The sequence below is a fragment of the Halococcoides cellulosivorans genome, from assembly GCF_003058365.1.
GTDB lineage: Archaea > Halobacteriota > Halobacteria > Halobacteriales > Haloarculaceae > Halococcoides > Halococcoides cellulosivorans.
Window position 1 is genome coordinate 909294 of record NZ_CP028858.1, and the last position, 14895, is coordinate 924188.

The window sequence follows — 14895 nt, forward strand, 5'->3', positions numbered from 1 at the left end:
CTGGCATGGAGACCCGTCCACTCGGTGAGACTGGCCAGGAGAGTTCGATTCTCACGTTCGGCGCGATCGCACTCGATCCGCTGGAGCAATCCGACGCGACCGCGATGGTCGAGGACGTCCTCGCGGCCGGCGTCAATCATGTCGACGTCGCACCCACCTACGGGACGGCCGAATCCAAACTCGCGCCCGCGCTCGCGGACCATCGCGACGAGATCTTTCTCGCGGCGAAGACCCAGGAGCGCACCTACAACGGCTTCTGGGGCGAACTGCACGTCACACTCGATCGCCTGGGCGCCGACTCGCTCGACCTGTTTCAGTTCCACGCGGTGACCAGCGATCGCGAACTCGACGCCATCACGGGTGGGTACTCCCCGGAGATGGCCCAGGATGGCCACGATCCGGGCGCGCTCGCCGCCGCTCGCGACGCCAAAGAGCGGGGCCTCATCGACAACATCGGTCTGACGAGTCACGGCGATCCGAGTCTGATCCATCGCGCGCTCTCGCGGATGCCCGGCCTCGATACGGTGATGTTTCCGCTGAACCCCACGCTCGACGCGCGTCGGGGCCCACAGCACGACTACCGATCGGTGCTCAAACGCGCCAAGCGATCGGGCATCGGGACGATCGCGATCAAGGCGTTCGCGAAAGGGGAGTGGGACAGCGACCTCAAGAAATCCGAACGTCCGTATCACACCTGGTACGACCCGTACGACGAGGCCGGCGAGATCGCTGACTGCCTGACGTATACGCTGACCGATGGGCCCGATACGATCGTCAACGCGGGCGATCCCGAACTCGTCGCCCCGATCCTTGAGGCCGCTCGAGAGTTCGAACCGATGGACGAGGCCGATCGCGAGGCGTTGCGCGAGGAGCGCGTCGATCAGAACTCGCCCGTGCCGAAACCGTACTGATCGTCCGGGTCGGTCTGGTCGGGGTCCGCTGGCACGGCCGCCTCGGGGTCAGCTGGCTCCGCCGCAATCACCTCGTAGAAGGCGGCGTACGCAGGGATGAATATCACTCCGAAGAGTGACGAAATCAGGGCGGAGACCACGACGCCGGCCCCGATCTCGCGGACACCGATGCTGGCGATGGGCGCGACCGTCGAGCGTGAGAGGTCGGTCAACATTGCCGTCGAGACCGCGATCTCGACGTCGAAGGTGACGACCAGTGCGGCGATGCCCGAGGCTGTGATAGCTACCCCGAGAGCGAGCGTCACCAGATCGAACCCGATCGTCGCCAGGAGATTCTCTTCCAGGAGGTCGACTCCCCGCTTGCCAGCATCGAACTCGCCGTGCTCGGGAGGGCTGTGATCCTCGAAGACGACCGCTCCGGGAACGAATTGCATGATGAGAACGGGCAGCACACCGACCAGCAGGATCACGATCGCGATCGCCACCACGATGGCGAGGACAACCACCATCAGCGCGACGACGACGAGGAGCGCCCCTGTGGCGTCCCTGGCCTGGAGAACGCTGACTGCCGGGATCCCGACGGCGGAGACGATGGCTACCGGCACGATCGCGACGAACATCAAGAAGTACAGCCCCACCACAGCCAGGAGTTCGGCGAGCATAGCGATGATCCCCGAGAGCATGAGCAGCACCCAGTTCGAGCCCGTGACGCCTGCGCGGAAATCGTCGAGCGTGACTGGCCCGTCGAGGGCCCGCCAACTCATCGTGAGCAGTCCAGCGACGACGGCGGGCACGATCATCGGAGGGACGACGATGAAGATCGTCGCCATCAGATCCCTGAGCAGTCCGCGCCCCAGGACTGCCACGGCGGCGATCGAGACGACCCCCGACACGACAGTGAGGAGTCCAGACAGCACGATCACACCCGCGAGCATGGGATTCCGCCAGAGCGCTCCCAGTCCACGTCGGTACGCCCCGATCGGTCGCATGGTCGCCGAACGAGGCTGCCTCTATTAATCGTTCTGATAGGTGATCGTCTCGTCACAAGGGGTGGCCGATGGAACTGTCTGTAAGCTCGGTGATGGCAACGAGAAACGATTCGGGAAAACCCGGCCCCTCCGTTCGAATTCGGCCGTGCCGATGTCCGTCGGTCGCCGGTGAGACTGTCACGTGGACTGTGAGTTGTCGGTGTCCAACTACTCCCCGAACGGAGGTGTGATCGACCCGGTCACACGTTCGCGACGATTCGGAAGAAGGCGGCGTAGGCCGGAATGACGAGCAGCCCGCCAATCGTCGATGTCACGGTGGAGAGGCCGACCAGCGCCACGATTTCGATGACCCCGAGGCTGGCGTAGGGGTTCATCGTCTGGCTGGACCCTGCGGTCGCCATCTCCGTCGAGAACATGGTTCCGAAGTCGACGAGGACGAACATTGCGACCCAACTAATCGCAGCGACGACCAGGCCGATTCCGAGGACGGTCAGATCGAAGCCGAGCGTCGGCAGGGGATTCTGCCACAGGAGCCCCAGCCCACGCTTGCCAGCGTCGACGAAGCCCTGATCTTCGAAGACGATCGCTCCCGGAATGAACTGAAAGATGGCGTACGGCAGAAGAACGACACCCAGTGTCACGATCGCTACCAGTGCGAAGACCACGGTCATGACGATGGAGAGGCCCGCCATTCCGGCACCCATGCCGCCGGCGGAGCCGCTCCCAGCCATGCCGATGACGAGGATGATCAGGATGATCCACATGACGAACATCGTCACGAAGACGACGGCGAATTCCACGGCGAAGATGATGACTCCCCAGATCAGAAGCTGAAGATAGTTCGAGCGCGCTCCCGCGATGAAGTCTCCGAGGTCGGCCCGTCGATCGAGGGCCTGCCATGCCATTCCGAACAACCCACCGACGACGGCGGGCCCGACGATCAGATACACAGGGAGCAGAGCCATCGACGTGAGGTTCCCGAGGAACGGTTGATCGAGGACGGCCATGATCCCGACCGGGACGTACCCCAATACTGCATTGAGAACCCCGAGCGCTGCGATCACGCCCGCGAGGGCGGGCGAGCGCGGGAGCGATTTGAGTCCGTGCTGATAGGCTGCGATCGGTCGCATATCGTGGGGCTTGAGCGGAGTTATGTTAGTGGTTCTGGTCGACGAACTGACTGGCCGACAGCGCCGTCGGCAACGCCGTCAAGTTCCGACAGCCGTCCTCGGTCACGACGACCAGATCCTCGATCCGGACGCCACCGATCGACGGATCGTAGACCCCCGGTTCGACCGTGACGACCTGACCCGCTTCGAGCGTATCGGCGTCGGGCGCGATCCGTGGGGCTTCGTGGACCGCGAGGCCGACGCCGTGGCCCGTGCTGTGCGTAAAGCCCACCTCGGTCTCGGGGTCGGTCCGGAGCGTCGCGATTCCCGCCGCTTCGATCACGTCACTCGCCGCGGCGTGGACGGCCGCCCCCGAGACGCCGGGTTCGATCGCCTCGATCGCTGCGGCGCGAGCCTCGTCGACGAGCGCGTGCCACTCCTGGATGCGATCGCTGGGCTCACCACGCACGACCGTCCGGGTCGTATCGGCGTGGTAGTGGCTCGCGTCGTCGCGGGGGAACACGTCGATGACGATCGGGTCGCCCGCTCGGAGCGGGCCCGACCCGCGTTCGTGGGGGTCGCCAGCCTGGGGCCCACCCGCGACGATCGTATCGGTGGGCGTACAGCCCGCCCGGACGAGTTCGACGTGGATCGCCGCTCGGACGCGCTCGCTGGTCAGCGGGTCGCCGTCGAGAGCGAGTCGGCCCGAGGCGTCGATCGCCGCCTCGTGGATCGCCGCGACGCCCGCCGCGATCGCCCGCTCGGTCGCTCGCTGGGCGCGTGCGATCGCGTCGCGTTCGTCGGGCCCTTTGATCGCGCGCTGGCCAGCGATCGGATCGACCCCGACCGCGAGGTCGATCTCGGCCGAGCGGAGCGCGTCGGCAGTCGCGATCGGAAAGCGCGATCCGACGCCGACCGACTGGATCTCGCGCTGGTCGCACAGCGTCGCGAGCGCGGTCCCGCGGTCGGCGTCCTCGCCGGCGATCGAGTCGACGGTGTGGACCGCGGCGGCGCCCGACTCCCGACGCGCGCGACCGAGTTCGAGGCCACGGTCGAAGACGAGCGTCACCGCACCGTCGAACAGCGTCACGAACGGGTCGGGCGCGTCGAATGCCGAGAGGTAGAACTGCGTGGGATCGTCGCCGTCGGCGTCGACGGCGATGGCGTCCACGTCGTGCTCGTCGAGTCTCGCCGCCAGCGCGTCCGGATCGAGGGGCATACGCCCGAGCGGGCCCGGTCGGGCAAAGCGGTGGCGGTCGATCGACTGCCGCAGCCACGCGGATCGCACCGATTCCGCTTCGTATTAGTAGCCAGCGTGACGGATCACAAGCAATGGAGGTGGTGACGTACGGACTGCTCGTCGCCGGCTGGTCGATCCTCGCTGGCATCGTCGGTGGGCTCGCTGCCGTCGTAATCGATCGAATGACTGCGGGCGGATCTGGAATGTATCGCCGGGCCGGGCAGTGGTTGATGGGTGCGGTCGGACTCGGGAGCATCGCACTCGTTTTGCTCGGCATCGCATCGGCCACACTGATCCCGCGAACGCCGTTCGAGGTCACCGTGACCGTCCTCGGTGTGGGACTCGGACCGATGGTGACCTGCGGCAGCGGCTGGATTCTCGCGAATGCGTTCGTCCGTGATCACGAGATGGCACCCACGCAGGTTCTCGCCGCCGCCGGACGGGCCACGGGGACGACCTACGCTGTCCTCGCCGCTGGCGTCGTCGCGTACTTCGGCGTCGTTCTCCCGCTGGTCGCTCGGTCGAGCGGACCCGTTCGCGTCGGACTCTTCACGGTCGCTCTCGTCGGTGCTGGCCTGGGATACGCGCTCGTCGAACCGTGGCTCGTCAGGCTCAAACTCTCGACGACGCCGGCGTCACCGTCGGTCGCGTCCTCGGTGAACGAGGCTGCCGCGTCGGTCTCTCGGTCGTCGTATCCGGTTCGGACGATCGAGACGCAAGGCCAGGACGTTTCCGAGGTCTTGATTACCGGTCTGGGACCGACGACACGACTGTTCGTGACCGACGGGCTCGTCGAATCCTCGCCAGAGCGGTTCGAAGCGGCAGTGGTGGGGGCGGCGGCAACGCAGCGAACTGGATACCTCGTCGCGGATGCGATCAGAAAACCACTCCTGTACGGAAGCGTTCCGGTGGTGTTCGTCGACCCTCTCGGTAGCGCCCTCGCTGCGCTCGTCGGGATCGCCGCGTCGGTCGTCACCTACAGGTCCGTGTACCGGCGAGACGCGATCGCTCGTGATGTGGTGGGCACGGACCCGCTCGTCGACCTTCTCCGGTGCGTCACCGAGGACCTGGATCGACCGCTTGAATGGTCTCGCTGGAAGCAACTCCGACACGCACAGCCCGATCCAGCCAGTCGGATCGACCGACTCCGATCGATCGAGGAGTGACGGCCCGATCGGCACCGTTTTTTTCACTCGACTGGACAGGACGACCATGCGACCGATCACGCTCGGCGCACTCCTCGCGTGGGCCGCCCTCGTGAGTCTCGTGACGATCGGCCTCCGATATCGCGCCCGGGGGCGCTCTCAGGACGCACTCGTTGGGCTTCGCGTTCGAATGACCACCCTCGCCGGTGCGGTCGGGGCGGTGATCGCGGTCCTGGGAAACAGTGTGGGCGACGCCGCGTCCCTCTGGCAACTGACCGCGACGCCGCTGGTGGGGGTGGGCGTCCCGGCGATCGCAGCGGGGAAGAGCCAGGTCCTCGCCGCGGGCCGGTACGGCGACTACGACGTCGACCTGTTCACGGCACTGCGAGCCTGGGCCCGCTACATCGGTGGTATGGCACTCATTCTCACCGTTCTCATCGTTCCTGTGGCTCTGGTTCTGTCCTCGACGCCGCTTTTGACCTCGCGATTCGGTCCGGTCGTCGTGCTCGCCCTCATCGTTGCCGGCGGTCTCGTACTCGAAACTGCTCTCCCCTATCTCCAGCGCGTGATGGTCCCGATCCGATCGACCGATCGGGGTGCGGTCGCGGACGGACTCGCCGCCGTCGGACGGCCCGACCTTCCCGTTTGCGTGCAGGAGACACAGGGAAATCCGATACAGCGGGCCTATGCCCGCGGCGTCGGGCCGACCGAACGACTGTATCTCACCGACAACGTGCTCGACCAAACGGATCGGATCGTGACGGCGACGGTCGCGATGGGCGCGGCCCGAACGCGGACCCACGTTCGCCACGCCGGACTGGTCGTGATTCTGGGGGTCTCCGGCGCGGGACTCTCCATCGTCACCGGGGCGCCGATTCCGGCGCTGTTCGCGTTCGCGGTCGGACTCGTGGCCGTGGCCTTGCGCTGGTGGGCGGTGGTCCGCGCGGATCGGATCGCCGCCGACGCACTCGGCCGCGACGCGGTCACCGACGCGATTCGCGAGACGACGATCGGGAGCGATCGCTCGCTCGCCTGGTCACGCCGGCGTGAATGCCTGCGAGCGACGCCGGGGCCCGCCCGACGTATCGATCGACTCATCGCGGCCGGCGAGTGAGGGGTACCCCCCGCTCGCGGGTGTGTATGTGTGGTCCGAATGCCGACGGGACTGCCCGCGGGCGAACATTTGTAAGGCCGCCGCTCGTCGTGACCCCGAACGGTTCACTATGACGACTCACTCAGAGCGTCGCGTTTCAGCCGACGCGAACGGACGCGAGACGACCGCCACACGTGCTGGCGGGCCCGCACGCACGACCAGCGGTCCCCGCGCACTGCGGGAGGGAGACGCATGAGGACGGATCACTCCGCGGACTGGTGGCCCAACCAACTCAATCTCGACAGTCTCGACCAGAACGCCCGCGAGGCCGGGCCCTACGGCGAGAACTTCGACTATGGCGACGCCTTCGAAGACCTCGATCTGGAGGCGGTGAAAGCCGATCTGAAAGACCTGATGACCACATCGCAAGACTGGTGGCCCGCCGACTTCGGCCACTACGGCCCACTGTTCATCCGGATGGCCTGGCACAGCGCCGGGACCTACCGGACGACCGATGGGCGCGGTGGGGCCTCGGGTGGCACCCAGCGGTTCCCGCCGATCAGCAGTTGGCCCGACAACGCCAATCTCGACAAGGCGCGTCGCCTGCTCTGGCCGATCAAACAGAAATACGGTGCGAAGCTCTCCTGGGCCGATCTGATCGTGCTGGCGGGCAACAGCGCGCTCGACTCCATGGGCTTCGAGACCGTCGGATTCGCCGGCGGGCGCGAGGACGCCTTCGAACCCGACAAAGGCGCGTACTGGGGCCCCGAGGCGGAGTTCGAGGCGCCACAACACGAACGTCGTGACGAAGACGGCGCGCTCGACAATCCGCTCGGCGCGAGCGTGATGGGTCTGATCTACGTCGATCCGGAGGGCCCCGATGGCGAGCCAGACCCGATGGCCTCCGCCGAAAACATCCGCGAGTCGTTCGGGCTGATGGCGATGGACGACGAGGAGACCGTCGCGCTCATCGCCGGCGGGCACACGTTCGGGAAGTCCCACGGCGCGGCCTCCGGCGAGAATCTCGGCCCCGAACCCGCGGCGGCCCCGATCGAACAGCAGGGCCTGGGCTGGGAGAACGAGCACGGCTCCGGGAAAGGCCCCGATACGATCACCAGCGGGATCGAGGGAGCCTGGAACGAGTGGCCGACGATGTGGGACACCTCGTATCTCGACAACCTGCTCGACTACGAGTGGGAGGTCACCGAGAGCCCCGCCGGTGCGGTCCAGTGGGCGCCGATCGACGAAGAGGCCCAAAACACCGTCCCCGACGCCCACGACCCATCGGAGAAGCACGCGCCGATGATGATGACGACGGACATCGCGCTCAAGCGCGACCCCGACTACCGCGAGATCATAGAGCGCTTCCAGGACGACCCCGACGCGTTCCAATCGGCGTTCGCGCGAGCGTGGTACAAACTGATCCACCGAGATTTGGGCCCGCCCGCGCGATTCCGCGGCCCCGACGTGCCCGAGGAGACGTTCGTCTGGCAGGACCCGATCCCCGACGCCGATCACGAGGTCGTCGACCACGCGGCCATCGAGGAGCTGAAAGCGGAGATCCTCGGGACCGACCTGACGATTCCCGAACTCGTCAAGGCGGCCTGGGCGTCGGCCTCGACTTATCGTGACAGCGACAAGCGCGGCGGCGCGAACGGCGCACGGGTCCGTCTCGAACCGCAGCGCTCCTGGGAGGTGAACGACCCCGACGAACTCGCGACGGTGCTCGACGAACTCGAAGCGATCCAGACCGACTTCAACGAGGGCCGCTCGGACGACGTGCGCGTCTCGCTGGCGGACCTGATCGTCCTCGGGGGGAGCGCGGCCGTCGAGCAGGCCGCCGCCGACGCGGGCTACGATGTCGACGTCCCCTTCGAACCCGGCCGGACCGACGCGCGGCCCGACCAGACCGACATCGAATCGTTCGAGGCGCTCCGGCCAGACGCCGACGGGTTCCGCAACTACGTCAGCGACGACGCCGAGGGGCGCGCCGAAGACCTGCTCGTCGACCGGGCCGACCTGCTGAACTGCTCGCCCGCCGAGATGACGGTGCTGGTCGGCGGCCTGCGCGCGCTGGGTGCGACTCACGGGAAGAGCGACCACGGCGTGCTCACCGATCGGCCGGGGACGCTCACGAACGACTTCTTCGTCACTCTGCTCGACAACGACCTCGAATGGGAGGACGCTGGCGACGGCGTCTACGAGGGCCGCGACCGCGAGACTGGCGAGGCACGCTGGACGGCGACGCGCGCCGATCTGGTCTTCGGGTCGAACGCCCGTCTCCGCGCGATCGCACAGGTGTACGGGGCCGACGACGGTGAACAGCAGTTGGTCGAGGACTTCGTCGAGGCCTGGAGCGAAGTCATGCACCTCGATCGGTTCGACCTGAACTGACTACAGCCGATTGCTGATCCGACGGCCAGTAGCGAGGCCCGATTCGAGCGCCGCCCGCGTGCGCCCGATCCCGGTGACCCAGTCGCCAGCGAGTGCGAGATCGAACTCCGCGGCGCGATCGAGCAACGAGTCGCCCGGCCCGCGCCCGGGGATGGCCGACCCCCAGCGCTGGTACTCGAACCAGTCGAACTCGAAGAGCTCCTCGTCGTCGAGCAGGTCGGCGGCCCGGTCCGCGGCGGCGCGTGCGGCCTCGTCGGGGCGGATCGTGTGGTGGGTCGTCGCCCACGCCGGGCCGAACTGGACGACCAGGACGGCCTCGCCGCTCGGCACGTGGCCACGTTTACAGCCTTCGCGTGCGATCCAGGCCACGTCGTAGACGGATTCGAGACTCACCAGCCCGAAGTAGGGGCGGTCGATCGCGAAGGGGTAGTGGAGTGCGACGGTGTCCATCGTCCGATAGGGAATCGAGTCCGCGAGGTCCGCGAGATACGTTCGGAAGTCGGCTGTCCAGTCGGCCGACCGGAGCAGTGATCGCGTCGCCGTCGCGGGCGTGGCGAGCACCAACTGCTCGGCGTCGTGCGTGCCCTCGCGCGTCTCGACCCGCCAGCACCCCGCCGAGCGACCGATGCGCTCGACCGGACAGTGATCGGTCACCGTCGCTCCCGCGTCCGCGAACAGGTCTGCGACGATCCGGTCGATGCCGTCGGGCGTGGAGTACCGCGGTGGTTGATTCGGCCCCTCCGAGAGGTCACCTGCCGCGTCGAACTGCCAGATTGGGGCGTCGATCTCTCGAAGGTCGGTCGTCGCGCGCTCGATCAGCGATCGCTGATCGTCGTCGACTTCGAGGTAACTCGCGCCCGTGTCGATCCGACAGCCGGCACGCTCCAGACTGGCCATCCGGCCGCCGACATTGGCCGCTTCGAACACGTCGACCGACGCGGCGTCACCGATCGCCTGGGCGACGCCCGCACCGGCGATCCCTGCGCCGACGATACAGACCCGGTCCATCGTCGGTCAGATCGGCCCCGGGTGTGAAAAATGTACTCGCAGGGCCGATCAGGTGCCGATGCTTTCGTCGGCGCCCCACCACTCCGAGACGACGCGGGCGTAGGGCGTCCAGACGGCCGTGACAGTCGGTCTGCGGTCCGAGGCGGACCGTCGAACGATCACGTGATCACAGTCGGGGCACTCGACGGTCTCTGGCCCTCCGTTCGTCCCGTCGAGCCACCCCTCGGGGAAGGGCACGGCGCGATCGCAGTGCCGACAGAAGAGGACTGCTTTCTGCCCGCTGAAACCGGTGGCCGGGACTGGCGGGCTGGAATCCATTGTGATATCTACGGGAAGCACACACAAGAGCCATTCGACGGACTGTGACCGTCTCCAGATCTCTCAGCTCAGCTGTCAGCGAGCGTCGTGTCGAGGTCGTCGTCACCGATCTCGACGGCTCGCTCGCACAGCCAGGAGCCGTCCAGAAGCTTCACGCCCCGTTCGTTCGCGACGGCGACGATCGGGGCCTCGACGGGCGCGGCGGTCGCGATGGCGACCAGGTCGACCGACGTGTCTGGGCCGGGAACGCTCGCGAGGTCGACGATCCGGTCGCGTGCCGGGCGCTCGACCGAGACGACGATCCCGAGTCGTTCGGGCAACGGGCGACGCTTCTCGACGACCATGTCGAACGGCGGGGTCGCGTTCTCGTTGACCGTCCAGCCCAGGCCCTCCCAGATCGTCGCGACGACGCGCGTGAACGACTCGGTGTCGAGCGCACTGATCCGGTCGAGACAGTCCGTCTGGTCGAACGCCGCGGACTCGGACGCGGGGTCGGTCTCGCGGTCCTCGACGGGCGTGATGTCCGCTGCGACGGCGGGTTCGAACCTGTTCGTCGCCGCTTTGTCGCGTTCGCTGGTCGCAGCGATACTGATCTGACCGTCCAACTCGGTGAGGCGCCGGTCGATCTCCGCGACTCGGTCGTCGAACCCCTCGATCCGGTCGGGGGCGAACTCACGGCCGGTCTCGATGGCCGACTCCAGGAAGTCCCGGCCGGCGGCGAACCGGTCGTGGGCGCGGACGTACTCACCGTTCTCGGCCGCACCAGACGCTTCGTCGACGGCCGCCGTCGCCGCGCGGTCGTACGCCGACAGCAACTCGTCGATGATGGTTTCGAGACGGGCTTTGGCCTGGTCGTGATCGACGTCGAAGCGCTTCTCGTCACGCCCCCAGTCGATCTCCAAAAGCGTCCGATACCGTTCGAGCGTGCGCTCCCACCTGACGACCGCTGTCTCGGGGTCGTCGGCGTCGCTCGCGCGCTTGTACAGCGTTCGTGCGCCCTCGATCGGCGCGGTCGAGAGCGCGTCGAGGTTCTCGTCGATGCGATCGATGAGCGTCTCCAGGTGCTCGACTTTCTCGCCGTCGTCGTTCCAGACCTCGATCGCGCGTCGAAACGCCGCTTTCGCGCCCTCGTATCCGTCGTAAGCGTCCTCGAACCGGCCGTCCTGCCAGGCCCGTTCGGCCTCCTCGACGAGGTGTGATCCACGAGCGGCGCTGACACGGCCGGCGGTCTCCTCACACCGTCGTTCGACCTCAGCGACACGGTTTTGGAGGCCGCGCCCACGGGCCGACCCGAACGCGTCGGCTATTTCGTTCGCGGTCGCGAGCGACTGCTCGACCGCGTCGATCGATGCGGCGGCGGCCTCGAACTCCTCGGAGAACTGGCTCTGGGAGGCGTCGACGAGTGCGCTCCTGGCGTCTTCGAGGTGGTCCTGGGCCCGACTCCATCGCCAGGCCGCCTCGTCGAGATAGGAGACGAGCGCGTCCAGGTCGGCGTCGGTCGGGTGAAATCGCCAGCGAGTCCCGTCTTTGGTCTCGATCGTGACGCTCTGTCTGAACAGCGACTGATCGGTCCGGGTGTACTCCAGGTCGGCCAACGAGACCGACTGGACCCAGTCGCCGTCGTCGGCGCCATCGCCCACGACGAAGAGTAGTCGTCGATCGGTCACGACCACGACGGTGCTGTAGCCCCGACCGGGCGCGAACGTCGTCGCTTCGTCGTCGGTCTCACGGGTCACCCCGCGCTTGCCGTTCGAGAGCACGAACAACGGCACCTCGTCGTCTTCGAGGTAGGTGCCGACCGGTTCGTCCCCCACGTACCCACGTGTGAAGAATCCGCCACTCCCCGTTTCGGTGAGCAGTGGCGTTTCCTGGGCCTCGTGGGGGTCATGTTTCATTGACGATATTCTAATTCTTGACTCGGCGTGGTCTTCAGTATGCGGGACCGTTTCGGCCCGAGAGTATAAAATTTAATTACCGATATATTGGAAAGAATTGGTATCGCCGTCACTGGCTCTGACCGACCACGGCCGTCCGACGAACAGTCGCGATCGATGCCTACGAGCGCATCACAATGTGGCCGACTCCTCGCACGCCGTGATCCGTCGTGTCGATCGCGCCAATCCGGTTGCCGGCGCCCCGAGCGTTATCCGGGTCGGCGGCCGACGACGGAGTATGACCGACCCGCTCGCCCGCAACCGTCTCGACGACGCGGAGAGTCCGTATCTCCGCCAGCACGCCGACAATCTCGTCCACTGGCAGCCCTGGGACGACGCCGCTCGCGAGGCGGCCCGGGCCCGCGACCGCCCGATCTTCCTGTCGATCGGCTACGCGGCCTGTCACTGGTGTCACGTCATGGCCGAGGAGAGTTTCGAGGACGACCGCGTGGCCGAGCGGCTGAACGACGATTTCGTCCCGATCAAAGTCGATCGGGAACAGCGGCCGGCGCTCGACCGGATCTACCAGGCCGTCGCGACCCGCGTCGCCGGCCGCGGTGGCTGGCCGCTCTCGGTCTGGACGACCCCGGACGGCCGCCCGTTTCACGTCGCGACCTACGTGCCACTGGAGTCTCGGGGGCGCTCACCGGGCTTTCTCGACCTCCTCGACCGACTCGACGACGCCTGGGCGACCGATCGAGAGACGATCGAGTCGCGGGCCGATCGGTTCGAGGCGGCCGCGACTGGTGCACTCGGTGAGGCCGCGGGTGAGGCGGCCGCGCCCGCACAGCCCGCCGATCCGCCGACCGAGGCGCTCCGGGCGGCCGCCGACGCCGCCGTCGATCGTGCCGATCGCGAGCACGGCGGCTTCGGTGACGCCCCGAAGTTCCCCCAGCCCCGGCGGATTCGGTTGTGCTATCGCGCCGCGATGCGGACCGGTGAGGCCGCGTACCGTGAGGTCGCGACCGAGGCGCTCGACGCCCTGATCCGGGGCGGGATTGACGACCACGTCGGCGGCGGATTCCACCGGTACGCGACCGACCGGGAGTGGATCGTCCCGCACTTCGAGAAGATGGCCTACGACAACGCCGAGATTCCACGCGCGCTGGTCACCGGCTATCGCGTGACGGGCCGGGAGGCGTTCGCGACAGGCGTCGAGGAGACCATCGCCTTTCTTGACCGGGAGCTGCGCCACTCCGACGGCACCTACTACAGTTCGCTGTCGGCCCGTAGCGACGGCCAGGAGGGGGCCTTTTACACCTGGACGCCCGACGAGATCGCGGCTGCCGTCGAGCGGGCGGGTCTCGACGCCGCGACGAGCGACTTGCTCTGTGCGCGATTCGGGATCGACGGGCGCGGTGAGGCGGGGACGGTCCTCGCGGTCGATCGGTCGATCGACGACCTCGCCGGTGCGGATCGCGATCCCGAGGCGGTCCGCGCGGCGATCGATCGCGGCCTCGACGCGCTTCGATCCGCTCGGGCCGACCGCACGCGCCCCGACCGCGACGAGAAGCGCCTCGCGGGCTGGAACGGCCTGCTGATCTCGATGCTCGCGGAGGCTGGCCTCGCGATCGACGCGAGCTACGCCGATCGGGCCGCGGACGCACTCGACGCGGCCCGCGCACTGTTCGTCGACGGCGATCGGGTCCACCGCCGGGCGCGCGGTGACACGGTCGGCCTGCCGGGGACGCTCACCGATTACGCCGCGCTCGGGCAGGCCGCGTTCGACGTCCACCAGGCCACCGGGGACGTCGACGCGCTCGCACTCGCCGTCGACCTCGGCGCGGCGATCTGCGAGCGGTTCCACGAGGACGGCCGTCTCTTTCTCACCGCCGACAGCGCGACGCCCCTCGTTCGCGCACAGGAACGGGCCGATCGATCGACGCCGGCGGCGACGGGGTTGGCGGTCGACCTGCTCGGCGCCCTCGACCCGTTCGTCCCCGACGACCGGTTCGGGCGCGTCGTCGAGCGGGTCCTGGAGACCCACGCCGACCGGATCCGGGCGGACCCACTCCAGCACGCGACGCTCGTGCTCGCGGCCGATCGCGTCACTGCCGGTGGGACGGAACTCACGATGGCGGGCGACCCGCCGGCGACCTGGCGCGAGCGCCTGGGGGCCGCGGCACTCCCCGCACGGACGATTACCCAGCGTACAGCGGCGGCTGACGACCTCGACGACGACCTCGCGACGCTCGGCATCGACGACACGCCGCCGATCTGGGCCGGGCGTGACGCCCGGGATGGGCCGACGCTGTACGCCTGCCGCGATCGGACCTGCTCGGCCCCGCTCGACGATCCGGACGCGGCGCTCGACTGGTTCGATATCGGGCGGCCTGCGGAGTAATCACTCCGCGAGGCGATCGGCCAGCCAGGTCGCGATCGGTTCGCCCTCGTCTTCGACGTACCGGGCCCGTTCGGTCCCCGATCCGTCGCGATCGGTCGGATCGGCACCCGACTCGACGACGACGGTCGGGATCGACACGATCTCGTCGCGCTCGACGCGTGGTCCGACTTTCTCGCCGTCTCGTTTCTCGACCGGGTAGACGTGAACGCGCTGGTCGTCGATGCCGGCGGCCGCGAGCGCCGCCGCGAACGCAGGGAGTCGGTCTCGACAGTCCGGGCACCAGTCGCCTCCCCAGACTCTGATGGCGACGCTATCGTCGATCTCCGACAGCGTCGCGACCGCGTCGGCCGAGGGCTCGCCGTCTGGCGTCATCGAGTCGAGTGTCATACTCGTGTTCGGCGGTCGGTCGA

The 14895-nt window shown here is 67.8% G+C and carries 12 protein-coding genes; 5 read left to right on the top strand and 7 right to left on the bottom strand.

What is annotated here, in order from left to right:
- The first annotated feature begins 5 nt into the window (after positions 1–5).
- Entirely contained in the window at positions 6–911 is a 906-nt protein-coding gene (locus HARCEL1_RS04365) for an aldo/keto reductase (protein ID WP_108381365.1), read from the top strand.
- Here HARCEL1_RS04365 and HARCEL1_RS04370 read toward each other — a convergent pair.
- From HARCEL1_RS04370 to HARCEL1_RS04380, 3 genes are all read right to left on the bottom strand, one after another.
- Entirely contained in the window at positions 881–1900 is a 1020-nt protein-coding gene (locus tag HARCEL1_RS04370) for a DUF7847 domain-containing protein (RefSeq protein ID WP_108381366.1), read from the bottom strand. The two genes, HARCEL1_RS04365 and HARCEL1_RS04370, sit on opposite strands and share 31 nt — an antisense overlap.
- Positions 1901–2139: 239 nt before the next feature.
- Complete coding sequence (locus tag HARCEL1_RS04375; RefSeq protein ID WP_108381367.1) at positions 2140–3030, bottom strand: DUF7847 domain-containing protein; 891 nt, start codon at positions 3028–3030, stop codon at positions 2140–2142.
- A 25-nt stretch (positions 3031–3055) separates the two neighbouring features.
- Entirely contained in the window at positions 3056–4228 is a 1173-nt protein-coding gene (locus HARCEL1_RS04380) for a M24 family metallopeptidase (protein ID WP_108381368.1), read from the bottom strand.
- A gap of 113 nt (positions 4229–4341) precedes the next feature.
- Between HARCEL1_RS04380 and HARCEL1_RS04385 the strand changes: the two genes are divergently transcribed.
- The 3 genes from HARCEL1_RS04385 (at position 4342) to katG (ending at position 8881) form a co-directional block, all read left to right on the top strand.
- Positions 4342–5415, top strand: a complete 1074-nt coding sequence (locus HARCEL1_RS04385) for a hypothetical protein (protein ID WP_108381369.1) — start codon at positions 4342–4344, stop codon at positions 5413–5415.
- A gap of 46 nt (positions 5416–5461) precedes the next feature.
- A complete protein-coding gene (locus tag HARCEL1_RS04390) occupies positions 5462–6508 on the top strand; it encodes a hypothetical protein (RefSeq protein WP_108381370.1) in 1047 nt (348 codons plus the stop codon).
- Between the two features lie 231 nt (positions 6509–6739).
- A complete protein-coding gene (gene katG / locus HARCEL1_RS04395) occupies positions 6740–8881 on the top strand; it encodes a catalase/peroxidase HPI (RefSeq protein WP_108381371.1) in 2142 nt (713 codons plus the stop codon).
- Here katG and HARCEL1_RS04400 read toward each other — a convergent pair whose 3' ends face one another.
- The 3 genes from HARCEL1_RS04400 to HARCEL1_RS04410 all read right to left on the bottom strand — a co-directional run bounded on the left by HARCEL1_RS04400 (position 8882) and on the right by HARCEL1_RS04410 (position 12102).
- Positions 8882–9889: an NAD(P)/FAD-dependent oxidoreductase gene (locus HARCEL1_RS04400; RefSeq protein ID WP_108381372.1), complete on the bottom strand. Its 1008-nt coding sequence runs from the start codon at positions 9887–9889 to the stop codon at positions 8882–8884.
- A gap of 48 nt (positions 9890–9937) precedes the next feature.
- Positions 9938–10207, bottom strand: coding sequence for a hypothetical protein (locus HARCEL1_RS04405; RefSeq protein ID WP_108381373.1), 270 nt, complete (start codon positions 10205–10207; stop codon positions 9938–9940).
- A gap of 68 nt (positions 10208–10275) precedes the next feature.
- On the bottom strand, positions 10276–12102 hold the full coding sequence (locus HARCEL1_RS04410) for a coiled-coil domain-containing protein (protein ID WP_108381374.1): 1827 nt from the start codon (positions 12100–12102) through the stop codon (positions 10276–10278).
- 277 nt (positions 12103–12379) lie between these two features.
- On the opposite strand from HARCEL1_RS04410, the gene HARCEL1_RS04415 reads away from it, so the two are divergent.
- Positions 12380–14485: a thioredoxin domain-containing protein gene (locus HARCEL1_RS04415; RefSeq protein ID WP_108384077.1), complete on the top strand. Its 2106-nt coding sequence runs from the start codon at positions 12380–12382 to the stop codon at positions 14483–14485.
- On the opposite strand, the gene HARCEL1_RS04420 is transcribed toward HARCEL1_RS04415, so the two are convergent.
- A complete protein-coding gene (locus tag HARCEL1_RS04420) occupies positions 14486–14872 on the bottom strand; it encodes a thioredoxin (RefSeq protein ID WP_108381375.1) in 387 nt (128 codons plus the stop codon).
- Positions 14873–14895: the final 23 nt, after the last annotated feature.